Origin of the sequence: Vibrio sp. GLN_1, assembly GCF_043106015.1 — a bacterium.
Taxonomy (GTDB): Bacteria; Pseudomonadota; Gammaproteobacteria; order Enterobacterales; family Vibrionaceae; genus Vibrio; species Vibrio parahaemolyticus.
Genome location: NZ_JBICMD010000031.1, coordinates 1 through 24,153 on the forward strand (window position 1 = coordinate 1; position 24,153 = coordinate 24,153).

General features: G+C 47.0%; 27 protein-coding genes. 8 read left to right on the forward strand and 19 right to left on the reverse strand.

All coding sequences use genetic code 11. The annotated features are described in order from the left end of the window. From ACF8OV_RS13355 to fkpA, 9 genes are all read right to left on the reverse strand, one after another. Positions 1 to 263, reverse strand: a 263-nt coding sequence (locus ACF8OV_RS13355; RefSeq protein ID WP_245398261.1) for a GTP-binding protein, incomplete at its 3' end; no start/stop codon positions are given. A 153-nt stretch (positions 264 to 416) separates the two neighbouring features. Then, the gene (gene fusA / locus ACF8OV_RS13360; RefSeq protein ID WP_005496543.1) at positions 417 to 2,516 is read right to left on the reverse strand and encodes an elongation factor G; all 2,100 of its coding nucleotides are present in this window, start codon (positions 2,514 to 2,516) and stop codon (positions 417 to 419) included. Between the two features lie 138 nt (positions 2,517 to 2,654). After that, on the reverse strand, positions 2,655 to 3,125 hold the full coding sequence (rpsG, locus tag ACF8OV_RS13365) for a 30S ribosomal protein S7 (RefSeq protein WP_005488949.1): 471 nt from the start codon (positions 3,123 to 3,125) through the stop codon (positions 2,655 to 2,657). Positions 3,126 to 3,226: 101 nt separating this feature from the next. Further along, positions 3,227 to 3,601: a 30S ribosomal protein S12 gene (rpsL, locus tag ACF8OV_RS13370; protein ID WP_004399892.1), complete on the reverse strand. Its 375-nt coding sequence runs from the start codon at positions 3,599 to 3,601 to the stop codon at positions 3,227 to 3,229. Between the two features lie 178 nt (positions 3,602 to 3,779). Then, on the reverse strand, positions 3,780 to 4,055 hold the full coding sequence (tusB, locus tag ACF8OV_RS13375; RefSeq protein ID WP_005481146.1) for a sulfurtransferase complex subunit TusB: 276 nt from the start codon (positions 4,053 to 4,055) through the stop codon (positions 3,780 to 3,782). 7 nt (positions 4,056 to 4,062) lie between these two features. Further along, the gene (tusC, locus tag ACF8OV_RS13380; RefSeq protein ID WP_005458285.1) at positions 4,063 to 4,419 is read right to left on the reverse strand and encodes a sulfurtransferase complex subunit TusC; all 357 of its coding nucleotides are present in this window, start codon (positions 4,417 to 4,419) and stop codon (positions 4,063 to 4,065) included. After that, the gene (gene tusD / locus ACF8OV_RS13385; RefSeq protein ID WP_005458288.1) at positions 4,416 to 4,811 is read right to left on the reverse strand and encodes a sulfurtransferase complex subunit TusD; all 396 of its coding nucleotides are present in this window, start codon (positions 4,809 to 4,811) and stop codon (positions 4,416 to 4,418) included. The genes tusC and tusD overlap by 4 nt, the downstream gene beginning before the upstream one ends. 2 nt (positions 4,812 to 4,813) lie before the next feature. Beyond that, positions 4,814 to 5,530, reverse strand: coding sequence for a transcriptional regulator (locus ACF8OV_RS13390; protein ID WP_005438378.1), 717 nt, complete (start codon positions 5,528 to 5,530; stop codon positions 4,814 to 4,816). A 143-nt stretch (positions 5,531 to 5,673) separates the two neighbouring features. Beyond that, entirely contained in the window at positions 5,674 to 6,456 is a 783-nt protein-coding gene (gene fkpA / locus ACF8OV_RS13395) for an FKBP-type peptidyl-prolyl cis-trans isomerase (RefSeq protein ID WP_005458290.1), read from the reverse strand. Between the two features lie 128 nt (positions 6,457 to 6,584). Here fkpA and ACF8OV_RS13400 point away from each other — a divergent pair, with 128 nt between their 5' ends. Both ACF8OV_RS13400 and ACF8OV_RS13405 read left to right on the forward strand, forming a co-directional pair. Further along, positions 6,585 to 7,571: a WD40 repeat domain-containing protein gene (locus ACF8OV_RS13400; RefSeq protein WP_140050292.1), complete on the forward strand. Its 987-nt coding sequence runs from the start codon at positions 6,585 to 6,587 to the stop codon at positions 7,569 to 7,571. After that, positions 7,568 to 7,795: a SlyX family protein gene (locus ACF8OV_RS13405; protein ID WP_005458294.1), complete on the forward strand. Its 228-nt coding sequence runs from the start codon at positions 7,568 to 7,570 to the stop codon at positions 7,793 to 7,795. Before ACF8OV_RS13400 ends, ACF8OV_RS13405 begins: the two co-directional genes overlap by 4 nt. A gap of 87 nt (positions 7,796 to 7,882) precedes the next feature. Here the strand turns inward: ACF8OV_RS13405 and ACF8OV_RS13410 are convergent, their stop codons facing one another. The 5 genes from ACF8OV_RS13410 to kefG all read right to left on the reverse strand — a co-directional run bounded on the left by ACF8OV_RS13410 (position 7,883) and on the right by kefG (position 12,233). Then, on the reverse strand, positions 7,883 to 8,824 hold the full coding sequence (locus tag ACF8OV_RS13410) for an isoaspartyl peptidase/L-asparaginase family protein (protein WP_029817810.1): 942 nt from the start codon (positions 8,822 to 8,824) through the stop codon (positions 7,883 to 7,885). A 131-nt stretch (positions 8,825 to 8,955) separates the two neighbouring features. After that, a complete protein-coding gene (gene slyD, locus ACF8OV_RS13415; protein ID WP_005485547.1) occupies positions 8,956 to 9,537 on the reverse strand; it encodes a peptidylprolyl isomerase in 582 nt (193 codons plus the stop codon). Positions 9,538 to 9,625: 88 nt separating this feature from the next. Further along, positions 9,626 to 9,826 (reverse strand): YheV family putative zinc ribbon protein, encoded by a 201-nt coding sequence (locus tag ACF8OV_RS13420; RefSeq protein ID WP_140064862.1) that lies wholly within the window; start codon positions 9,824 to 9,826, stop codon positions 9,626 to 9,628. A 33-nt stretch (positions 9,827 to 9,859) separates the two neighbouring features. Then, entirely contained in the window at positions 9,860 to 11,656 is a 1,797-nt protein-coding gene (gene kefB, locus ACF8OV_RS13425; protein ID WP_005464769.1) for a glutathione-regulated potassium-efflux system protein KefB, read from the reverse strand. Further along, a complete protein-coding gene (kefG, locus tag ACF8OV_RS13430; protein ID WP_203505019.1) occupies positions 11,640 to 12,233 on the reverse strand; it encodes a glutathione-regulated potassium-efflux system ancillary protein KefG in 594 nt (197 codons plus the stop codon). The genes kefB and kefG overlap by 17 nt, the downstream gene beginning before the upstream one ends. A 167-nt stretch (positions 12,234 to 12,400) precedes the next feature. On the opposite strand from kefG, the gene ACF8OV_RS13435 reads away from it, so the two are divergent. From ACF8OV_RS13435 to crp, 6 genes are all read left to right on the forward strand, one after another. After that, on the forward strand, positions 12,401 to 14,320 hold the full coding sequence (locus ACF8OV_RS13435; RefSeq protein WP_021449774.1) for an ABC transporter ATP-binding protein: 1,920 nt from the start codon (positions 12,401 to 12,403) through the stop codon (positions 14,318 to 14,320). Beyond that, positions 14,317 to 14,805, forward strand: coding sequence for a TIGR02444 family protein (locus tag ACF8OV_RS13440; protein WP_005458139.1), 489 nt, complete (start codon positions 14,317 to 14,319; stop codon positions 14,803 to 14,805). Before ACF8OV_RS13435 ends, ACF8OV_RS13440 begins: the two co-directional genes overlap by 4 nt. Before the next feature lie 86 nt (positions 14,806 to 14,891). Continuing rightward, on the forward strand, positions 14,892 to 15,899 hold the full coding sequence (locus ACF8OV_RS13445; RefSeq protein WP_203505017.1) for a hydrolase: 1,008 nt from the start codon (positions 14,892 to 14,894) through the stop codon (positions 15,897 to 15,899). Between the two features lie 33 nt (positions 15,900 to 15,932). After that, entirely contained in the window at positions 15,933 to 16,145 is a 213-nt protein-coding gene (locus ACF8OV_RS13450; protein ID WP_005458136.1) for a YheU family protein, read from the forward strand. A gap of 125 nt (positions 16,146 to 16,270) precedes the next feature. Then, positions 16,271 to 17,140, forward strand: a complete 870-nt coding sequence (locus ACF8OV_RS13455; RefSeq protein WP_005458134.1) for a phosphoribulokinase — start codon at positions 16,271 to 16,273, stop codon at positions 17,138 to 17,140. Positions 17,141 to 17,380: 240 nt separating this feature from the next. Continuing rightward, positions 17,381 to 18,013 carry a cAMP-activated global transcriptional regulator CRP gene (gene crp, locus ACF8OV_RS13460; protein WP_005381432.1) on the forward strand — a complete coding sequence of 211 codons (633 nt, stop codon included), beginning with the start codon at positions 17,381 to 17,383 and terminating at the stop codon, positions 18,011 to 18,013. Between the two features lie 155 nt (positions 18,014 to 18,168). On the opposite strand, the gene ACF8OV_RS13465 is transcribed toward crp, so the two are convergent. The 5 genes from ACF8OV_RS13465 to ACF8OV_RS13485 all read right to left on the reverse strand — a co-directional run bounded on the left by ACF8OV_RS13465 (position 18,169) and on the right by ACF8OV_RS13485 (position 23,978). Continuing rightward, positions 18,169 to 18,960, reverse strand: coding sequence for a DUF1338 domain-containing protein (locus tag ACF8OV_RS13465; RefSeq protein WP_025534964.1), 792 nt, complete (start codon positions 18,958 to 18,960; stop codon positions 18,169 to 18,171). 242 nt (positions 18,961 to 19,202) lie between these two features. Next, the gene (astD, locus tag ACF8OV_RS13470; protein WP_203505015.1) at positions 19,203 to 20,660 is read right to left on the reverse strand and encodes a succinylglutamate-semialdehyde dehydrogenase; all 1,458 of its coding nucleotides are present in this window, start codon (positions 20,658 to 20,660) and stop codon (positions 19,203 to 19,205) included. A 28-nt stretch (positions 20,661 to 20,688) separates the two neighbouring features. Continuing rightward, positions 20,689 to 21,708 (reverse strand): arginine N-succinyltransferase, encoded by a 1,020-nt coding sequence (gene astA / locus ACF8OV_RS13475; RefSeq protein WP_005458129.1) that lies wholly within the window; start codon positions 21,706 to 21,708, stop codon positions 20,689 to 20,691. Positions 21,709 to 21,817: 109 nt separating this feature from the next. Continuing rightward, complete coding sequence (locus ACF8OV_RS13480) at positions 21,818 to 23,029, reverse strand: aspartate aminotransferase family protein (RefSeq protein WP_005458126.1); 1,212 nt, start codon at positions 23,027 to 23,029, stop codon at positions 21,818 to 21,820. 361 nt (positions 23,030 to 23,390) lie between these two features. After that, a complete protein-coding gene (locus ACF8OV_RS13485; RefSeq protein ID WP_005458124.1) occupies positions 23,391 to 23,978 on the reverse strand; it encodes an aminodeoxychorismate/anthranilate synthase component II in 588 nt (195 codons plus the stop codon). Between the last annotated feature and the right edge of the window lie 175 nt (positions 23,979 to 24,153).

Sequence of the window (24,153 nt, forward strand, 5' to 3'; positions counted from 1 at the left end):
TAGTCAGCGTGTCCTGGACAGTCAACGTGCGCGTAGTGACGGCTTGGAGTGTCGTACTCTACGTGAGAAGTTGCGATTGTGATACCGCGCTCACGCTCTTCTGGAGCGTTATCGATAGATGCGAAGTCTTTCGCTTCACCGCCGTACACTTTAGCTAGAGTAGTACAGATAGCAGCAGTTAGAGTTGTTTTACCGTGGTCAACGTGGCCGATTGTACCAACGTTAACGTGCGGTTTCGTACGTTCAAATTTTTCTTTAGACACGATCGTGTTCCTTCCTAGTTATGATTCGCCGTGATCATTATTGATCTACGACGCGCCAGAAATTGTTATTTTATGCGCCAACGCCCGTTAGCGCAATATTTGGACGGCTTGATCTCGCAAAAAGTCGTAAACTTTTTGTAGTTCAATCGTCAATTAGTAACCACGCTCTGCAATAATTTTATCTGCGAAGTTTTTCGGCACTTCAGCGTACTCGTTAAACTCCATAGAGTAAGACGCACGGCCTTGAGTTGCAGAACGTAGGTCAGTTGCGTAACCAAACATCTCAGATAGTGGAACTTGAGCACGGATGATCTTAAGACCAGCCACACCTTCATCCATACCTTCGATCATACCGCGACGACGGTTTAGGTCACCAACAACGTCACCCATCCAATCTTCCGGAGTGGTTACTTCGACATTCATCATTGGTTCTAGAATCACAGGTTGTGCTTCTAGTGCACCTTTCTTGAATGCCATCGAGCCAGCGATCTTAAACGCCATCTCGCTTGAGTCTACATCGTGGTAAGAGCCATCAAATAGTGTAGCTTTAATATCTAGGACAGGGTAACCCGCTAGAACACCACTATTCATTTGCTCTTCGATACCTTTCGCTACCGAACTAATGTATTCCTTAGGAATCACACCACCCACGATTTCGTCTACGAATACGAAACCTTCACCAGGTTCTGAAGGCTCAAGTTTGACCCATACGTGACCGTATTGACCGCGACCGCCAGATTGACGAACGAACTTACCTTCCACTTCCGCTTTACCACGAATGGTTTCACGGTAAGCAACCTGAGGTTTACCAACGTTACAATCAACGCTGAATTCACGCTTCATACGATCAACGATGATATCTAGGTGAAGTTCACCCATACCAGAGATCAGAGTCTGACCTGTTTCGTCGTCCGTTTCTACGCGGAATGATGGATCTTCCGCAGCCAGTTTACCTAGCGCGATACCCATTTTCTCTTGGTCTGCTTTAGAACGAGGTTCTACAGCGATCTGAATAACTGGTTCAGGGAATTCCATGCGCTCCAGAATCACTTTGTGGTTCTGGTCACACAGTGTGTCACCTGTCGTTACATCTTTCAGACCGATAGCAGCAGCAATATCACCAGCGCGAACTTCTTTGATTTCTTCACGCTTGTTTGCATGCATCTGAACGATACGACCAAAACGCTCTTTCTTCTCTTTTACAGAGTTGTAAACCGCGTCACCTGAGTTAACAACACCAGAATAAACACGCATGAAAGTAAGCGTACCCACGAATGGGTCTGTCGCGATCTTGAACGCCAGTGCTGAGAACGGTTCATTGTCGTCTGCGTGACGCTCAATTTCGTTATCTTTCTCGTCAACACCTTTAATTGCAGGTACGTCAGATGGCGATGGCAAAAATTCGATTACTGCATCCAGTACCGCTTGAACACCTTTGTTTTTGAACGCACTACCACAAGTAGCCAGTACGATTTCGTTGTTTAGTGTGCGAGTACGTAGAGCTTGTTTGATCTCAGCTTCGGTCAATTCACCTTCTTCAAGGTACTTGTCCATCAGCTCTTCACTTGCTTCTGCTGCAGACTCAATCATGTGATTGCGCCACTCTTCAGCAAGCTCGATCATGTCTGCTGGAATGTCTTCGTAAGTGAACGACATGCCTTGATCGGCATCATTCCAGTTGATCATCTTCATCTTGATAAGGTCGATAACACCACGGAAGTCCTCTTCAGCACCAACGTTTAGTTGGATTGGAACAGGGTTCGCACCAAGACGGTTTTTAATTTGATCCACAACGCGTAGGAAGTCTGCACCTGCACGGTCCATCTTGTTTACAAACACCATGCGAGGAACGTGGTATTTGTCAGCTTGACGCCATACTGTTTCAGACTGAGGTTCAACACCAGACGAGCCACAGAACACAACCACTGCACCATCAAGTACACGAAGAGAACGCTCTACTTCGATCGTAAAGTCAACGTGTCCTGGAGTATCAATGATGTTTACGCGATGCTCAGGGAACTGTGCTTCCATACCACGCCAGAAAGTAGTCGTCGCAGCTGAAGTGATAGTGATACCACGTTCCTGCTCCTGCTCCATCCAGTCCATGGTTGCTGCACCATCGTGAACTTCACCGATTTTATGAGACAGACCAGTGTAGAACAGAATACGTTCAGTAGTGGTTGTTTTACCTGCATCTACGTGAGCACAGATACCGATATTGCGGTAGTGCTCAATAGGAGTTTTGCGAGCCACGATTGAATCCTCTTAACTTAGAGATAGGGACTATTGCTATAGCTAAAAAATGCTATCCCCTAGATATAGCAATAGTTCCTAGCATAGGCATAGGAACTAAAGAAGTGCTGCAAGGAACCTTGCAGCACTGAAAAGGTATTACCAACGGTAATGTGCAAACGCTTTGTTCGCTTCTGCCATACGGTGAACGTCTTCACGTTTCTTAACAGCAGTACCTTTGTTCTCAGACGCGTCTAGCATTTCAGCAGCTAGGCGTTGAGCCATAGATTTTTCACCACGCTTACGCGCAGCTTCAACCAACCAACGCATAGCAAGTGCGTTACGGCGAACCGGACGTACTTCTACAGGAACTTGGTAAGTTGAACCACCAACACGGCGAGATTTAACCTCTACCGCTGGGCGAACGTTTTCAAGAGCTTCTTCAAAAATAGCTAAGTGGTCTTTACCAGACTTTTCAGCCATAGAATCTAGTGCAGTGTAAACGATTTTCTCTGCAGTAGATTTTTTACCGTCAACCATTAGGATGTTAACGAATTTTGCCAGCAATTCAGATTTGAATTTTGGATCTGGAAGGATCTTACGCTGACCAATGACGCGACGACGTGGCATGGATTTATCTCCGTTGTCTTCTTCAGGTTTTATCCAAAACTTTTCAGTTTTTTCAAAAAATTAAAAATAATTTAGTGTTTGGCCTTACTTAACGGAATCCATTAAGACTTAGGACGCTTCACACCGTACTTAGAACGACCTTGTTTACGGTCATTTACGCCAGCACAGTCTAGTGCGCCGCGAACAGTGTGGTAACGCACACCTGGAAGGTCTTTAACACGACCACCACGGATTAGAACAACTGAGTGCTCTTGAAGGTTGTGACCTTCACCGCCGATGTACGAAGTAACTTCGAAGCCGTTTGTCAGACGTACACGACAAACTTTACGAAGTGCTGAGTTAGGTTTTTTAGGTGTAGTAGTGTAAACACGAGTACATACACCACGTTTTTGTGGGCACGCTTCTAGTGCAGGCACGTTGCTTTTAACAACTTGCTTTGCACGTGGCTTACGTACCAACTGGTTAATAGTTGCCATTAACTAGCTCCTGATTTACTTGAAAGTAAGCTTTGTGAAAAATCTATCCCTAGCCACCATTGGCAGTTAGGGACGCAAAATTCTATGCAGCAGTGAGAGGTGTGTCAAGAAATATACGGATCTTTTTTGTTCAATTAAAGCAATTCATCCGTAAAGCTTTATCGACAGGAAAGGTGTATTAATCCCAGGTGAGAGATTTATCGTGTTTTGCCGTCAATTCGACAAAGCCAACGTAGTCTACGACAGTCACTGATGGACTGATACGATTTGCCATTCCACGCGCTTGAATATCGCTTTCTAATGCGAACACAGTGGCGTGTTTTACATGGCTAAACGCCTTGTGCTGTGGATTTGCGGCGTAGACGGCATCTTCAATCAGCAAGGCAGCATCTTGTTCGCTATACAATGCGAATGCATCTTCTAAGGCTGAAACAGTTTTGATGATGTGTAACATAGCGTCCTCAGAATGACAGTAACTTGCCAGCTTGCTGCAGTTTTTCTTTTACTTGCTCAAGGCTGAGTGCTTGAGCATCTATAACGAGATCAGCTTGAGCCAATCCTCTCTGCGCTAACGATTCTGAACACACAAACACCTGTTCGATGTCGTATAGATCGAATAACTTGAGCATCGGCGCGTAATCTTTGCTTAAGATACCACTAGGTTCTTGCCCCAATAGAAGCTGATACACGCCATCTCCGATAAAGATCACGGTGATATCTTCGCAATACGCGGAAGCCGCCAAAAGCGCATCAACGCCTTCGCGACCAGCTGCGCTGCCATGCGGTGCGCTTCGAAATAGATAAGTTAACTGACTCAAAACTGTACCACTCTGTCTTGGGTTAACATCGCTTCGGCTAGACTGCCCAAACCCGCTTGTACAAAACCTTCTGCAAGATTGTTTTGTGTTAAACCATGTTGAGTGGCTTCATCCTCACTAATGATGCCACGACGCAGCGCTGCAGCGACACACGTTTCCAAACGCACATCATGTTCTTTAGCGAGACCTTGCCATGCTTTAGTCAAATCAAACTCATCATTAGCTGGCACACTTAACGCAGTACCGTTGGTCACACCATCTTGATAAAAGAACACACTCACCAGAGTATGCCCTTGTTCAATGACTGCTTGTGCGAATTGGTATGCGCTGCGTGCCGATTGGCTGCCGTAAACAGAGCCATTTACCACCAGCGTGTAAGTTAATCCACCCACGCTTATTCGTCCTCGGTTTTACGTTGACGAATGTATAAGTACACGGTGTGTTTTGAAATGTTAAGACGATCGGCAACACGGTTGATGGCATCTTTGATGTCGAAGATGCCTTTATCGTACAACTCCATCACGATCTGACGATTCTTAGTGTTGTTCGATACCGATTTATCCGCATTGATTTCTTCAATCGTACGTTCAACGGTTTGGTCCACCAGCTCTTCTACGTCACTCGCGAAGTTCACCGATGAAGCGGCTTCTTTCGCTTCTTGCGTTGGCATGAAAGATTGCAACACTTGCGAAAATGGCGCATCAAGGTTGACGTTGATACACAGCAAACCAATTACGCGATTTTCACCGTTGCGGATCGCAACAGTGATTGACTTCATTAGTACGCCGCCTTTGGCACGTGTGAAGTAAGAACGTGAGAAATTACGCTCAGAGCCTTCAATGTCTTTCAGCATTTTTAGCGCTAAGTCAGTAATAGGCGAACCTACTTGGCGGCCGGTGTTTTCGCCATTAGCGATTTTGATTGCAGAGGTATTTAAGTCTTCCAGAGAGTGAAGAACGATTTCACAAAACGGACCGATCAGGCTCGCGATACCGTCCACGACCGCTTCGTAAGATCTCAAGATGATTTTGTCGTGCTCAGTAAATGGCATCACGTTAACCGATTCCATTTCGAGCAACATCTCCGCATTTATTGTTTCTGTAGTTGTCATAAGCCTTCGAGCGAAAAATCAACAAATTGGTGTAAGTTTATCAGAAAATTTGAAACGCAACCTAGCAAACTCACCAACTAGTGACCTAGAACAAAAAAGGCCCGTTAAACGGACCTTTTTCAATAACTTAGCTCAGCTCGTTCTTATTGCTCAGCTTTGTCATTCTCAACTTTTAGTAGCTCAACTTCAAATACAAGTGTTGAGTTTGCTGGAATGCTTGGTGTGTCTTGGTCACCGTATGCAAGCTCTGGCGGGATAACAAATTTGAATTTAGAACCCACAGGCATTAGCTGAACACCTTCTGTCCAACCTGGGATAACGCGGTTTAGAGGGAACGTTGCTGGCTCACCACGATCGTAAGAGCTGTCGAACTGAGTACCGTCAATCAACGTACCTTTGTAGTGTACTTGTACAGTGTCAGTGTCTTTTGGCTTCTCGCCTTCAGCAGGTGTGATTACTTGGTATAGAAGACCGGTGTCTGTTTTCACTACGCCTTCTTGCTTTTCGAATTCCGCACGGAAATCATCGCCAGCTTTTTTCGCTGCCGCTGCTTTTTCTGCTGCTTGTGCTTGCATCTTCTCAGCAACACGCTTGTCTAGAGATTCTAGAGCAGCACGTGTTTCTTCTTCGTTTAGCTCTGCGTTGCCTTTAAAGACATCTTCGATACCTTTAAGAACAAGGTCTTTGTTTAGGTTGATACCGATTTCGCTTGGTTTTTCGATGCTAGTGCTTAGGTAGTTAGCAAATGAAACACCGATTGCGTATGCCGCTTTGTCGTCGTCGGTTTTAAAGTGAACCGCTTTACCTGTTTCTGCTTGAACTTGTTCTGCTTGAGGTGCTGCTTCTGGTTTTGTTTCTTCTTTCTGACAACCTACCGCTAGCATTACTGTTGCAGCAAGTAGCGACACTTTTAAAACTGATTTCATTAAATTCTCCCAATAATGGCTTCGCCATTGGTTATTGTGCACAAATCTTATATGAGACTGGTGAAGACAATCGTTATACCAATATACTAGCTATATGTCTTAAGACACAAACCGGATTATTAGATGTGATGCAAAGAATTTCTCATTTATTCCTATATTTAATTGTCATCACCACGTTAAATGGTTGCTTTTTTACCGAGCATGAAGTTCAACGTTGGCCACTCGAACCGCAGGGCTCAACGAGCTTTGGACTCAGCCGAGATGGTCGATTTGCCCTGCTCTACTCTGAAGAACACCACTTGGTTTTGTGGGACCTAGAGCAAAACAAAAAACTCGCAACGCTCGGAGAGCTTGATGCCGATGGCAACGCGGTATCTCATATTCGTATTTCAGACAACGGCCGTTTTGCTGTAACCGCAGGTCAAATCAACTTTGCCGTTTGGGACCTTGGCTGGACGCAAGCACAAGGGCTGTGGTCCATTTCTGACGCGTTAATTCGCGACATCGACATCACCAGCAACGGTGAACAAGTGCTACTCGGGCTCTCAAACGGTAAAGCCATTTACGTCAACTTAGTCACCGGTCGTCGCTTGGAGTTCCTCGCTCACCGAGAAAAAGTCAACTCTGTCGCCATCTCTCCCAATGGTCGATTCGCATTAACAGGCGGTAACGACTACAAAGCTTACCTCTGGGATACTGAATCTGGTCAGGTATTACGAACTTTTGAACATGAACAACGTGTTGTGCGCGTAGCACTACAACGAGATGGCAAACTCGCCATGACGTCAGACGGTGGCAATCAAGCGATCATTTGGAATTTAGAAACAGGTCAAAAGGTTTCGCAACTCAGCAGTTGGTCGCGCCAGCTGATTTTCTCTACCGCGCGTTTTTCTGATGATGGTTCTCAACTGGTGACGGGAACACCTTCAGGCCGCGTCTCGATTTGGGATACGCAGAGCGGAAAGCGCATTGACGGATTTGAAGTCGAGCCGAAAAAAGATACTCGCCCTCCTCGCGCGGTCGTGTATGATGCTGCCTTTGATTCTAAGCAACGTGTAATTACTGCCACATCGGCGGGCATCGCCCAAGCTTGGCAACTAGAGAACGGGTCATGACAGAAAAACTCATTGAGCAATTGGAAGCACGCATCAACGACTTAGAGTGTCAGGTGGCGTTCCAAGAGCAAACAATCGAAGATCTGAACAGTGCATTGTCACAACAACAATTGCAGATCACGAAGATGCAAGATCAAATGAAGTACGTAGTAGGCAAAGTGAAAAATATGGATTCTTCGAATATGGAAGATCCAGCCAACGAGCCACCGCCGCCGCATTACTGATCAATACGCGAAAGACAAAACAAAGCCCAGACTTATGCTGGGCTTTGTTGTAATTGCACGGTGGCTCGTCGTGAAATAATCGAACGGTTAGTCGTTAGCGTAGATTTTCACACTCAACTCACCGCGAGTATTGATACCCGCACGATACATCCCCGTACTGTTCATAGCGAAATGCAACGCCCCATTCGCATCAATGGCAATCAGGCCACCTTCTCCGCCCATGGTTTTGAGATCTCCCTGAATAATGGCTTCACACGCGGTATGTACGTCCTCTTGCAGATAACGCATACGTGCTGCTACATCTTCCGCAACACGTTTACGAATAAAGAACTCACCAACACCCGTAGTTGAAACTGCCACCACGCCATTCTCAGCCACCGTGCCACAGCCTATCAGTGCAGAATCTCCAACACGACCATATTGCTTATTGGTTACCCCACCCGTACTGGTCGCCGCAGCTAAGTTGCCTTGCTGGTCTAACGCCACTGCGCCTACAGTGCCGTGTTTACGATCATCCGGGTAACGAGACTCAGATAACGCAAACAAACCTTTCTCACGCATTGAGAGCAGCTGTTCATAACGGCGATCTGTGAAGAAGTAATCTTGTTCGGTGTATTGATGGCCTTGTTCAAAAGCAAACTTCTCAGCACCTTCACCAACCAACAACACATGGTTGCTGCGAAGCATCACATCCCGAGCCAACTCGATCGGGTTTTTAATGTGTCTAACGCCCGCGACAGCACCTGCGGCAAGGTTGCGACCATCCATCACAGAGGCATCCATTTCTACCATTTCGTTGTGAGTAAGAACCGAGCCTTTACCCGCATTAAAGTTGGGAGAGTCTTCCAGTACTTTTACCGCAGCGACCACCGCATCAAGCGCTTCTCCACCTTGTTCGAGTATTTGGTGTCCTGCTTTTACCGCAGCTTCTAAGTCTGCCAAGATGGATTGCTGAAGTTCATCACTCATTTGTTCACGCAAAATGGTGCCTGCTCCGCCGTGAATGGCAATTGAGAACGGTTTCGTCATCGCTTTGTCCAACTGTTATTCCTTGTATGATTTGCACTACACCGCAGATAAACAAAAAGCGCAAGTTGAAACCTCAACTTGCGCTTTTTTAAAGCTTTACTAGATGCGTTTATCTAGTGAAGAGCATGCGATTAGTGAGAACCGCAACCGCCGCCGCCACAACATTCGTGGTCGTCGCCTTTCTCTTCGCCGCCACAGCAACCGCCTTCATGGTCGTGATCGTGGTCATGACCACCACAACAACCACCAGCTTGGTGAATGTGACCGTGTTCGATCTCTTCTGCTGTTGCTTCACGAGTTGCCATTACTTCAACTTCGAATGTTAGCGTTTGACCTGCTAGCATGTGGTTACCATCAACAACCACTTCGTCGCCGTCTACTTCAGTCACTTCTACAGGGATTGGACCTTGGTCAGTGTCTGCTAGGAAACGCATGCCAACTTCGATTTGCTCAACACCTTGGAATACGTCAGCAGGAACGCGCTGAACTAGAGCGTCGTTGTGCTCACCGTATGCATCTTCAGGAGCTACAGTTACTGAGAACTTGTCGCCAGCCACTTTGCCTTCAAGCTCTTTTTCAAGACCTGTGATTAGGTTGTTGTGACCGTGAAGGTAATCTAGAGGCGCGTCTGCAGTTGATTGGTCAACTACTACACCGTCTTCCATCATTACTTTGTATGCAAGGCTTGCAACAACGTTCTTTTCAATTTTCATACTAACTCCAGAGAGATTAATTGACTTAACCAGAATGGGGTTAAGTACTGCGATGGTAGTATTATGGGGATCAATTATCGAAGTTCAATTACTCAGGCTTAAAAATCCCAATCATTTCCTGCGCGGAGTGTTTATTTTTCTCTACAGATTGCGGTTTACGCTGCTCGGTGTAGTCACACTCAACGCACTCGACTAACTCAATATTGTTTTCTATCCACCAGCGTAGGGTATCTTGCTGGCTGCACTGTGGGCAATTTGCCCCCGCAATAAAACGTTTCTTGGCTTTCACTTTTGTTCCTTTTCCCGCTTAGGTCTGCGGGTACTACTTCCAATGATTAGGCGACTGGTGATCACTTTCCATCTCACGACCAAAAATTTCTTCTAGCTCTTTACGAGCTTCTTTGGCTCTTTGGGCGAGCTTCTTATCTTCATTATGCTGAGGCAGCAAGTCTTTAAGCATAGCATTATCGAGCTTACGAAAATGTGCTTCTGCCCGCTTTGCTTGATATGGGTGCATGCCTAACTCAACCAGAGTTTGACGACCAAGATCCAGTGCGCCTAAAAAGGTCTCACGTGAATAGTTTTGCACACCATGGCTCATCAACTGATAGGCCTCAACTCGGCTTCGAGCACGAGCGAGCAATTTGAGATTCGGAAAATGCGTACGGCAGATATCGACAATCGCCATCACTTCATCCGGCGAGTCTGTACAAATCACTAACGCTTCCGCTTTGTCTGCGCCAGCGGCGCGCAACAAATCGATTTGCGTGGCATCGCCATAAAATACTTTGTAGCCGTACTTACGCAGTAAGTGAATTTGGCTGGCGTCACTTTCCAATACCGTAACTTTGATTTTATTGGCGTACATTAAGCGCCCAACGATTTGCCCAAAACGACCAAAACCCGCAATGATGACGCGAGGACGACGATCAACCACGTGACTGGTGACGCTCTCTTCTTCCTGATTAAGCGTATGAGCGAACCACTTCTTTTGTCCCATCAACAAGAGTGGCGTGGTCACCATCGATAGGCTCACCACAACCAACAAAAACGCCACTTGTTCTTTGGATAAAATGCCTTCTTGGCTTGCCGCGGTGAAAATCACAAAAGCAAACTCACCACCTTGGCTCAAGATGGCGGCCATACGGCTACGTGCTTTTTCTCGCACTCGCCCCGCCCTGGCTAGGGCGTACAACACCAAACCTTTCACCACAACCAAAGCCACCACCGCACCAAGAATTTCAAGAGGATGCAACGCCAGTAAGCCTAAGTTTACCGCCATGCCAACCGCGATAAAAAACAGACCAAGCAGCAAGCCTTTAAACGGCTCGATAGCGATTTCTAACTCATGGCGATATTCACTTTCGGCCAGCAACACTCCAGCTAAGAAAGTTCCTAGCGCCATGGACAAGCCCAGTTTTTGCATCACCACAGAAATGCCTAGCACCACCAAGAGTGAAGCCACAGTAAATAGCTCGCGAACCCCACTCATCACGACAAAACGAAACAGAGGACGCAATAAAAAGTGACCACCAATCAACAAGGCTACGACACTACCTAAAACGGTAAAAGCATCGAACCAACTACCTACATTCTGTTCACCAGCCAAAAGCGGTAACATAGCCAACATCGGTATGACGGCGATATCTTGAAAAAGCAGCACAGCAAAACCAGACTGGCCCGTTTCGGTGCCATTGAGGCCTTGCTCTTCAATCACTTTAAGTGCAATAGCCGTAGAGGAAAGGGCTAGCCCCATGCCGATGACCAAACTCACCTGCATACTCAAGCCAAACAAACTGACAATGCTACCAATAACCGCCGTCGTCACTACAACTTGCGCGCCGCCAAGACCTAAAATCGGCCCTCGCATTTGCCATAATTTTTTCGGGTTCAATTCCAAGCCAATTAAGAACAGCAGTAACACCACCCCGAGCTCGGCAAAATGCAGAATCGCATCGACATCGCTAATCAGGCGTAATCCCCATGGGCCAATCAATACCCCTGCCAACAAATAGCCAAGCACTGAACCTAAGCCAAATCGCTGCGCCAAAGGAACAGCAATCACCGCCGCCGACAGAAACACGACACTGCTTTGTAGAAACTCACTGGTTATCGCCATGCTGACCTCCTTGGTGCAACGCTTCCCACTCATCAAGAGGATTACTCAGCCATCGACGATACTGCTCCGCGTGGTCATAGCGTTCAATATCAGAAACATTGCGCGACCAATACAACACCAGCGGCTCCATCCAATGCATCTGACATAGTGCAGCCGTCAACTCGAACGGTTGCAGAATCTGCTCTAACGGATACTTGTTATACCCCCTAGCACTGAAGGCTTCTTCTTTACCACCCGTGGTGATCACACTGCGCCAATATTTGCCTTCCAGTGCAGAACCGTCGCCAAACGCAAAGCCCTTGCCGAGCACACGGTCTAACCACTCTTTCAACAACGCCGGACATGAATACATATAAAGAGGATGATGAAAGACAATCACATCATGATTCATCAGTAGATCATGTTCGTGATTCACATCGATAAAGAAATCAGGATAAGCGCCATAAAGATCGTGCACCGTCACGTGCTCAAGTGATTGCACTCGCTTTATCATCACTTGATTAGCAATGGAGTTGTGCGGCTCTGGGTGAGCATAAATGACCAGAACTCTTGGGAGAATAGACGCTGCTACAGCCAAATGGTCGTCCTTGTGGTGATTTTTATCCGTTATCAAATTGTTATACTTTTTTGTATAGCATAATGCAATTAAAGCTCAGTGATCGACTTTTCCCGTCAATAGCCCTACTATTCATCGCGAGATCAACGACCAAGAAACGCGCGCTGCGCAAAGTGAACAAAAACCCTATGATTACCTTCTCTGATATTCAGTTACTGCGTGGCGGTAAACCTCTTTTAGACCAAGCATCGGCAACCATTCACCCAGGTGACAAAGTAGGTCTGGTTGGCAAAAACGGCTGTGGTAAATCGACCTTATTTGCTCTACTGAAAGATGAACTGTCGATTGACGCGGGCTCGTTCAGCCAACCTCAGCATTGGGAATTGGCGTGGGTAGCGCAGGAAACACCGGCTTTAGAACGCAGCGCACTGGAATACGTCATTGATGGTGATCGCGAATACCGCGGTCTTGAGCAACAGCTAGCGGTTGCCGAAGAAAAAGACAACGGTACGCTGGTGGCAGAAATTCACGGCAAGATCGAAACCATTGGCGGCTATAGCATCCGTGCCCGTGCGGCAGAACTGCTTGACGGCCTTGGCTTTAGCCAAGAACAGATGAGCTGGAACTTAACTCAGTTCTCTGGTGGTTGGCGTATGCGCCTTAACTTAGCTCAAGCACTATTGTGTCGTTCCGATCTACTACTGCTCGACGAACCAACCAACCACTTGGATTTGGACGCCGTAATGTGGCTAGAACGCTGGCTGCAAAACTACCCTGGCACGCTGATCTTGATCTCGCACGACCGAGATTTCCTAGATCCGATCGTTGGTCGCATCATCCATATCGAAAACCAACAGCTGAACGAATACACGGGCAACTACTCGTCATTCGAAAATCAACGTGCGCAAAAAATGATGCTGCAACAAGCGATGTTCGAGAAGCAACAAAAGCAAATGTCGCACATGCAAAGCTACATCGACCGCTTCCGCTACAAAGCGTCGAAAGCGCGCCAAGCGCAAAGCCGAATCAAAGCGCTAGAACGCATGGAAAAAGTCTTGCCCGCGCAGTTCGATAACCCATTCAGCTTTGAATTCCGTCAACCAGCTGCGCTGCCAAATCCAATCATGATGATGGACGACGTATCGGCAGGTTACGGCGACAACCTAATTTTAGAAAAGATTCGTCTGAACTTAGTACCGGGCAGCCGTATTGGTTTGCTTGGCCGCAACGGCGCAGGTAAATCGACCTTAATCAAACTGCTTTCAGGTGAACTTAAAGCGCAAGGCGGCGATCTCACCTATTCGCAAGGCGTAAAGATCGGCTACTTTGCTCAGCACCAGTTGGAAACGTTGCACCCAGAAGAAACACCACTGCAGCACATGATGCAGATTGCACCGGATCAAACAGAGCAGCAACTGCGCGATTACCTAGGTAGTTTTGGTTTCCAAGGCGACAAAGCGCTAGAAAAAGTCGCACCGTTCTCTGGTGGTGAAAAGGCACGCTTGGTGTTGGCATTGATCGTGTGGCAAAAACCAAACCTATTGCTACTCGACGAACCAACCAACCACCTAGACTTAGACATGCGCCAAGCGTTAACCATGGCTCTGCAAACGTTCGAAGGTGCGATGGTGATTGTTTCACACGACCGTTACTTACTGCGCGCAACCACCGATGATTTGTACTTAGTGCATGATCGTCAAGTTGCGCCATTCGATGGTGACCTAAACGACTACTACAAGTGGCTGACTGAACAACAAAAAGCCGAGCGAAAAGAAGCACAAGCGTCGCAACCAGTTAAAGATACCGCAAACAGTGCCGCTGCGAAGAAAGAGCAAAAACGTCGCGAAGCGGAATTTCGTAAACTGACGGCGCCAATTCGCAAAACCCTGACACAATTAGAAAATAAAATGGATAAGTTAGGTGTAGCACTGGCAGAGGCTGAAGAACAATTGGCGGATAACTCACTGTATGAAGCCGAAAATAAAGCTAAACTAAATGAAGTGCTGGCCCTTCAAGCTTCGAGCAAATCAGAACTTGAAGAAGTGGAAATGGAATGGATGTCTGCTCAGGAAGAACTGGAGCAGATGGAGCTAGAGTTTAACCAATGACAAACAAACACGCGGAATACACTCTTACCCTAGAACACCTTTGGCAGTTCAGCCTGCAGTTTTATGGCGTGCGAGAAGTAAAAGAAGCGTGTTTATCATTGCAAAACAATTACCACGGTAACGTGAATCTATTACTGCTGCTCCGTTGGCTCGACGAGCAGCAGCTTATCTTCCAAGAGAAAGATTGGCATTTGGTTCAAAGCTGCCTTGGCCGTAGTGAAACGCTGCTACACTCTTTTCGCGACCTGCGACGTCATCTAAAATCCCAAGTGAACGATGCGTTATATCGAGAAAGCCTGCAGTTTGAACTGCAACTCGAAAAGCAACAACAAGCCGATTTGGTCGACTGTATTAACTCACTTACACTGATTAAAAACGATGGCGATCCACTCACGCTCAGATACTGTCGTCAGCTTGGTGGAGAGCATTTGCAACAAGCCTTTGCTATCCCTGTGCCAAACATTCACCCACCAAAACACTCATAACGCTGTAGAATACCTATAATCTTTATAAAGGATTATATTAATAAGTTCTTCAACTGACATGAAGGACCATATAAGAGCAGTTAGGTATGACACAATTTTTCGCAGCCGCCGGGATCAAGAACCCGCACCTTCAGACCCTTTTACCGCGCTTTATTCGTAAAAAAGCGCTGTTTACGCCTATTTGGCAGACGCTGGATACCGACGATGGCGACTTCCTCGATCTCGCTTGGAGTGAAGATCCCACCAAAGAACGTGCGCAGAACAAACCCATCTTCGTTTTGTTTCATGGTTTGGAAGGATGCTTCTACAGCCCGTATGCAAACGGCCTGATGAATGCGTTTGCGAAATCTGGTTGGTTATCGGTGATGATGCATTTTCGTGGCTGTAGCGGCAAACCGAACAAAAAAGCTCGCGCATACCATTCAGGAGAAGTAACGGACGCTCGCTTCTTTTTGGAACACCTTCATCTGCGCTTTCCAAACAATCCAAAAGTCGCCGTCGGCATCTCCCTTGGTGGCAATATGCTGGCGAACTACTTAGCCCAATACAAAGATGACCCGATTTTAAAAGCGGCCACCATCGTCTCTGCACCACTGGATCTGGCAGCTTGTGCCAATCGAATTGAGCAGGGCTTTTCCAAAGTGTATCGCCGTTACCTACTCTCTTCGCTCAAACGGAATGCTCTACAAAAACATCATTTACTGCATGGAGAATTGGCGCTGTCGTACAACTCCATCAAGCGCGTCACTCGTCTGTACGAATTTGATGACTTGATCACTGCACCTCTGCATGGTTTTAAGGATGCACAAGATTATTACGATCAATGCTCAGGATTGAGCAAGTTACAGCGGATCACCTTGCCAACTTTGATCATCCACGCCAAAGACGACCCGTTCATGACCGAAGAGGTGATCCCCAAATTTGTTCTGCCAGATAACATTGATTACCGTCTGTTTGAGCACGGCGGACACGTTGGTTTTCTGACTGGTACAGCATTAAAACCAAAGTTCTGGTTAGAGGAAGCCCTGCCCGCGTACTACGAAAGTGTCGCGGCAGAGTACCTTTCAGCTGTATCCAAACCGCGAACACAGTAAACTAGCCTTTCATCATAAAAGTTTGAGGTATTTATGATCATTCCTTGGCAAGACATCGCGCCAGAAACACTGGAAAATCTAATTCGTGAGTTCGTGCTACGCGAAGGCACCGACTATGGCGCGGTTGAAATTTCACTGCAAAACAAAATCGATCAAGTGAAGACGCAACTAGAAAAAGGTGAAGCCGTCATCGTGTTCTCAGAACTGCATGAAACGGTTGATATTCAACTCAAAGCAAAGTTTTAGCACGTTCACATTTTTACCGTATCCCACTCGATGACAAGTCGTTGTTACATGCTATAGTGGGTTATCGACCGTGCAGCGGTTCGCTGCTGCACTTTACAGGTACGTAATTTTCGACAAGGTTTGTCATGTCAGCTAAACACCCAATCATTGCGGTTACTGGTTCATCCGGTGCCGGCACAACCACGACGTCTGAAGCATTCCGCAAGATGTTCAATATGATGAACATCAGGCCAGCATGGGTGGAAGGAGACAGCTTCCATCGCTTTACTCGCCCTGAAATGGACATCGAAATTCGCAAAGCCCGCGAGCAAGGCCGACACATCAGTTACTTTGGTCCGCAAGCGAATGACTTCCCGGGATTAGAAGAGTTTTTCCGTAAGTTCGGTCATGACGGCACTGGCAGCGTGCGCCGTTATCTGCATACGTTTGACGAAGCGGTTCCCTACAATCAAATGCCAGGCACATTTACACCGTGGCAAGACTTACCTGAAAACAGCGACGTGCTGTTTTATGAAGGGCTGCATGGTGGTGTGGTTGATGGCGATGTTAATGTTGCTCAGCATGTGGATTTCTTGATTGGCATGGTGCCAATTGTGAACTTAGAGTGGATCCAAAAATTCGTGCGCGACACTCGCGATCGCGGCCATTCGCGTGAAGCGGTGATGGACTCAATCGTGCGATCAATGGACGATTACCTCAATTACATCACTCCGCAGTTTTCTCGTACTCACATCAACTTTCAACGCGTCCCAACCGTCGATACCTCCAACCCGCTTAACGCCAAAGGCATTCCGAGTTTAGATGAAAGCTTTGTGGTGATTCGTCTGCGCGGCATTAAGAATGTCGACTTCCCATATCTACTGGCCATGATTGATGGCTCATTTATGTCGCGCCACAACACCATTGTTGTCCCAGGCGGCAAAATGAGCTTTGCAATGGAGCTCATAGTTAGGCCTATCCTACAACAGCTGATTGAAACAGGAAAAATTGGCTAAAAACGTAGCGGGCTAGATGTTTACTTTTCATACCGTGATCATGTGCACAGTTTTGCTTACAAAATCTCAATCATGGCACGATTAAAATCAAGAAATCGTTTTCGAAAAAGGATACTATTTCTTACCGAAACACAAGAGAGCTTGCAGCATATAAAAAGTGCTCTTATTCTAGTAAGCCTAATTCAGGCTTAGCTAAAATATGGATAGCGCAAGCGTACCCTGCAGAGGAAGTGAGATATTATGGTTCTAGGTAAACCTCAAACCGACCCAACATTAGAGTGGTTTCTTTCACACTGTCATATTCATAAGTACCCATCAAAGAGCACGCTAATTCACGCAGGTGAAAAAGCTGAAACGTTGTACTACATCGTTAAAGGCTCTGTTGCGGTTCTTATCAAGGACGAAGAAGGTAAGGAAATGATTCTTTCTTACCTAAACCAAGGTGACTTTATTGGTGAACTTGGTCTATTCGAAGAAGACCAAGAGCGTACAGCTTGGGTTCGCGCTAAATCTCCTTGTGAAGTTGCTGAAATTTCTTTCAAGAAGTTCCGTCAGCTTATCCAAGTAAACCCAGACATCCTAATGCGTCTTTCTGCGCAGATGGCTCGTCGTCTTCAAGTAACTAGCCAAAAAGTGGGTGACCTAGCGTTCCTAGACGTAACTGGTCGTATCGCTCAGACGCTTCTGAACCTTGCTAAACAACCAGATGCGATGACTCACCCAGACGGCATGCAAATCAAGATCACTCGTCAAGAAATCGGTCAAATCGTTGGCTGTTCTCGTGAGACGGTAGGTCGTATCTTGAAGATGCTAGAAGAGCAGAACCTAATCTCTGCGCACGGTAAAACTATCGTTGTTTACGGTACTCGTTAATCTCAATTTAGAGTGACACGAACAAAATTATAAAAGCCACCAATGGCGACATTGGTGGCTTTTTATTTACTTTGTTATTTGCCTTGCAGTCAGGCTCTAGGTCGCAACTAGCAGGTTAGCCCAAGGTATTCCATGGCGTTTAGCCATTGGTACGTTTAACCATTAGTGCTTTCAAAAATTTTGTCTGCTGAAGCGGCAACAAAGCCTGGATACAACTCGCCATTCTCCATTGGGTAACGTTTAGCAAACTCGTAAAAGCCACCTGGGATAATTTCCGAACCTTCTTCGAAGGTCACTGGCACTTTGTCTGCCATCGTAGACGATTGCTCAAGCAGCACTTCCGGCGAGCCTTTCACCTCACCGCCCGACTCATTGATCACAAACCCTGCTTGACGAAGATGGTCGTTAACCTGTTTGACTTCATCGTGTTGATTCAGCTGATTCACACTCACCGTAAAATGATTAGCACCATAACCGTGCGCGGCCAGCCAAGACGCATACTCGCTCTCTTTAGCCAACGTTTGGTAATCAGCAAAGCTTAGATCCCATAAGCGACCGCCATGCAGAAATGCACTGCCCGACAGTTTTTCAGCATCCACTTGCGCAACCAGTTTCGCCACAATATCTTGCAGCTCTGGCGAACACTCTTCGACTTTCAGCTCACTGATGAAGACTTTAGGCTGCTTCGGGTCTGGGTGCTCATAGTGTTTTGCGACCAGTTTTTTGCTCTCAAATACGTAGTCCCCACACGCTTTATAGCCAGCAGCTAAAAACGGTTTCGCCAATGTCTCAATACCTAGCGGCTCAACATTGAAAGTACGTAAAGCAATATGATCATTAATCAGAGCCTCATCTTCTTGTAGAAGCTGATGCACCTTAGCAGCAGAAGGACAAAGACGTTGGATGTAGTCTTGCCATAGCGATTCAAATAACACATCGGGCGTCATAACGACTCCTTGTTACGAGATGTAGGATTAAGATAAGAGTGTGGTCGCTCGTTCACAGCCCAAAAGCTGTCCAGAATAATGAACGAGCAACCATCAACCTGTGACGGTAAATGTCAGTCAGTCAAACACGCTTTTTGAGTCTGTGCTCACTTGCCGTGTAATGCCAACGCGTACTACCCAAACCTAAATGATGCGTCAGCACATTGGGCCACGATGCATGGTCGTGACCCTGTTATTGAAACTTAAAGCGTCACGCCAGGGCTCAATGTCGCAGGTAATTCCGTCTCCTGCCCTTCCATAGATGCCATAGGGTAAGCACAGTAATCCGCCGCGTAGTAGGCGCTTGGACGAAGGTTGCCTGATGCACCAGGGCCACCAAATGGGGCGTCACCACTTGCGCCCGTCAATTGACGGTTGCGGTTTACGATGCCTGCGCGAATGTGGTCAACAAAGTATTCCCATTCTTGATCGTCTGTTGATACAAGACCTGCCGACAGGCCAAAGCGCGTGTCATTCGCCAGCTCGACGGCTTTATCCAAACCTTCATAGCGCACGACTTGCAGCAGCGGTCCGAAGTATTCTTCATCTGGCAACTCGGCAATGTTAGTCACATCGATGATGCCTGGAGAAACAAACGCCGCCTCTCCTGCTTTCGCTTCAATTAAGCTTTCACCGCCTAGAGATTGCAGGTTTGCTTGCGCATCAAGTATGAACTTCGCCGCAGCCACTGAGATTTGTGGGCCCATAAATGGCGCAGGTTCTGCGAATGGTTGATCCATGCGAATGTTTTTCGTCGCTTCCACCAGCTTAGTGATCAGAGCATCCCCTTTCTCACCAAACGGCACGTATAGACGACGAGCACAAGTACAACGTTGACCAGCACTGATGAATGCCGATTGGATGATGGTGTACACCGTTGCATCCAAATCACCGTAGTTATCAGAGATGACCATCGGGTTGTTGCCGCCCATTTCTAGCGCTAACATCTTGCCTGGTTGACCTGCAAACTGACGATGCAGAATGTGACCCGTGTTCGCACTGCCCGTAAACAGAATGCCATCAATACCTTTCGCATCAGCCAACGCAATACCGGTTTCCTTCGCACCTTGAACAAGGTTGATCACGCCTTTTGGCAAACCCGCTTCTTCCCACAATTTCATAGCTAGCTCGCCAGTCCAAGGCGTTTGCTCAGATGGTTTGAACACAACTGTGTTCCCCGCTAGCAAGGCAGGAACGATGTGGCCATTCGGTAAGTGACCAGGGAAATTATATGGCCCAAACACCGCCATTACGCCAATAGGGCGATGTCGCAATACAATCTGGTTGCCCGCAGCTTCGCGAGTCGCTTCACCAGTACGGTCATGGTAGGCACGAATAGAAATAGCGATTTTTCCAGCCATTGCAGCCGCTTCTGTACGCGTTTCCCAAATTGGTTTACCCGTTTCTTTCGCGATCACTTCGGCAATTTTTTCACTGTTTTCTTTCACTTTTTCAGCAAAAGCCAACACAATTGCTTCGCGTTCAGCGAATGGACGTTTTTTCCATTCGACGAACGCAGCACGCGCTGCAGCAACGGCTTGGTCTACTTGTTCCGCCGTTGCACCGTTACCGCGCCAAATTACTTCTTGGTTGTACGGCGACAGAGACACAAACTCTTCACCCTGACCTTGTACCCATTCACCTGCAATCCAATGTGTCATTGTTACTATCCTTAAATTCTGTCGTCTGTTACTGCGGTAGAAGGCGAACGAAATCCCCTTCCTTCACCAAGAGCGCATCAGCTAATTCAGGCGCCAACACAACGCTTTGCGTTTCTGCGTCGTACGCAGCTTTTGCTGCAGCGGCACGGAAGTTCTCGAATGACGAGTTACACATCAAGAAGTCTTGAGTGCTGGTATGCGCTGAGATTTTGACTTGAGCACGGAATGAATGACGTACCGATTCGATATTGCGTAAGTCACATTCAACCGTTGGACCGCCATCGAAGATGTCGACGTAGCCACGGTTGGTAAATCCTTCACGCTCTAGCAGCTTCAGCGCTGGGCGCGTGTTGTCATGCACTTGACCAATCACCGCTTGTGCTTCTGGGCTCAATAGGTTGATGTAAATTGGCAGCTTTGGCATCAAGTCAGCGATAAAGCCTTTCTTGCCGATGCCGGTAAGATAATCTGCAAGTGTGAAATCAATAGAGAAGAAATGCTCTTGTAACCATTGCCAGAATGGAGAATTACCATTCGCATCAGAGACGCCACGCATCTCGGCAAAGATGGTTTTAGAGAAACGCTCTGGGTGCTCCGCCATCATAAGAAAACGGCACTTAGACATCAGACGGCCATTTAGGCCCTGGCGATATTTTTCGCGTAGAAACAGCGTACAAATCTCACTGTTCCCCGTGTAGTTGTTGCCAAATGTCAGTAGTTTAACGACGTTATTTACGCCGAGTTTTGGCGAAGAGTGAACCACTTTACTGATGTGATATGAGTAGAACGGTACGTCCCAGCCAATAGATGCTTCGATTCCGGTGGTACCCGCAACCTCACCCGATTCAGAGTCAAAACCCACCATTAGGTAGCCTTCGTCACCGGGTTCGGTCACGTCGGGTTTACCAAAGCTGTACTCCGAGTGTTTGATTCGATTGGTTAACAGTTCTTCGTTAACCGGTAGAGATGTAAATCCGTGACCAGACTCCACCGCACAAGTGTGCAGCGCGTCATAATCCGACATCGCGATAGGGCGAACTACTAGCATCAATACTCCCTCCAGATGCAAGAAGATCCTAACTATATTGTAGGAACAATTCCCCCATCAGAGATCCTTGACGGGGGTGTCTGCGTTGACGTTTAAACTGATATCGCGCTTAAACTAAAGTCGCGATGGCTTTATCCAGTTTCGCCAAGCCTTCTTCAATTTCTTGTTGTGTGATAACGAGTGATGGTGTGAAACGCACGACATTGGCACCCGCAACCAATACCAATAGACCTTGTTTACCTGCAGCAACCAGCACATCACGTGCACGGCCTTGCCACTCTTCATTCAGCGCAGCGCCTAGCAATAGACCTTTGCCACGAACTTCAGAGAATAGGTTGTACTTCGCATTGATCTTTTCTAGACCTGCGCGGAACAGCGCTTCGCGCTCTAAAACACCAGCAAGCACTTCTGGTTTTGTCACTTCGTTAACGACCGCTTCTGCCACTGCACATGCCAATGGGTTACCACCGTATGTTGAACCGTGAGTGCCCACTTTCAGATGCTCAGCCAGTTTTGCTGTTGTTAGCATTGCACCGATAGGGAAACCACCACCCAGTGATTTCGCTGTGCTTAGAATGTCTGGCGTGATGCCTAGACCTTGGTAAGCATAGAAATGACCAGTACGTCCGTTACCCGTTTGAACTTCATCAAAGATAAGTAGCGCGTTGTGCTTGTCACACAGTTCACGTACTGCTTGGGCAAATTCCGGAGTTGGTGGCACGATGCCGCCTTCGCCTTGTAGCGGCTCCATCATAACCGCACATGTGCGATCCGACATGTGTGCTTGAAGTGCTTCGATATCGTTGTATGGTAAGTGCGTAACATCGCCTGGCTTAGGACCAAAACCGTCTGAGTAAGCCGCTTGACCGCCAACCGTCACAGTAAAGAATGTACGACCGTGGAAACCTTGTTTAAACGCGATGATTTCTGATTTTTCAGGGCCATGAACATCTGCCGCGTAACGGCGTGCTAATTTCAGTGCCGCTTCGTTTGCTTCTGCGCCCGAGTTGGCAAAGAATACGCGTTCAGCAAAGCTCACTTCAGTTAGCTTTTTCGCAAGGCGAAGTGCCGGCTCGTTCGTCATCACGTTACTTAGATGCCACAGCTTGTTGCCTTGCTCAGTCAACGCATCAACCATTACTGGATGACAATGACCCAAGCAGCTCACTGCAATACCACCAGCAAAGTCGATGTACTCGTTATCGTCCTGATCCCAAATACGTGAGCCTTTGCCTCTTACAGGGATCATTTCCATCGGGTTATAGCAAGGTACCATCACCTCATCGAATAAACCGCGCTCTACTTTAATTTCCGTTGTCATTGCACATTCCTTCTTGATACCGCATGCGTAGCAGATAAGCGAATTTAACCGGCCATCGTTGCCAGCAAATAATGTTTTGCATTTAAGCTATTGCGGCATTGTATTTACATTTAATTAACCATTTCAATAGTGATTTATTCTTTTCGTATTGCTGCGCAACTGCCATTAATCACTACTTATGAGTATTTATGCATCAAGAAAGTAAAATAGAGAAGTGAATTTTTATAAAAGTTATGTAATACAGGGGTTAGACGAGTCAAAATGGCGTGCATAAGCAGACCATCAACCATGAAACGCATAGTTTTGCATTCCACTTACACCGTCAAAAAGATGAACAATTTGTTAAGAAAAGTGATCGAGATCAGATCGCTCTGCGTGCAAGAAAGTTGGCTAACAGCTCATGTCCTTGCTCAGTTTTGATTGATTCTGGATGAAACTGCACAGCATCAATAGGCAGGGTTTTGTGCTGATATCCCATAATTTCGTCCATGCTTCCATCAGGCAGTTCCGTCCAAGCGGTCAATTCAAACACATCGGGTAACGTGCCGTTTTTCACCACGAGAGAGTGGTAGCGGGTTACCGTAAGTGGGTTATTTAGATTTTTAAACACACTGCGACCCGTATGGCGGATAGGCGATGTTTTACCATGCATGACTTGTCTCGCACGCACAACTTCGCCACCGAACACTTGCGCAATGGCTTGATGGCCAAGGCACACCCCTAAAATAGGAAGCTTACCGGCAAAATGCTCTATGGCTTGCAGGGAAATACCCGCTTCGTTTGGCGTACAAGGCCCAGGGGAAATCACCAAATGGGTTGGATTGAGGGCTTCGATACCTTGAATGTCGATTTCGTCATTGCGCACGACCTTTACCTGAGCACCAAGCTCGCAAAAGTATTGATAAAGGTTGTAAGTGAAAGAATCGTAGTTATCGATGATCAACAACATAACGTGTCGGCTGCTCCAATCCGTTTTGGCAAGGCTTAAGGATCAATTGTCTGGTTTACCACAATTGAGGGCGGTATTTTGCAACACCCAATTAGAAAGGCAAGTCTTTGCGCAATAAAAAGGCCAGCATCGGCTGGCCTTTGAGTTTTACAGCTATGTTTTTAGGACAGGAGTG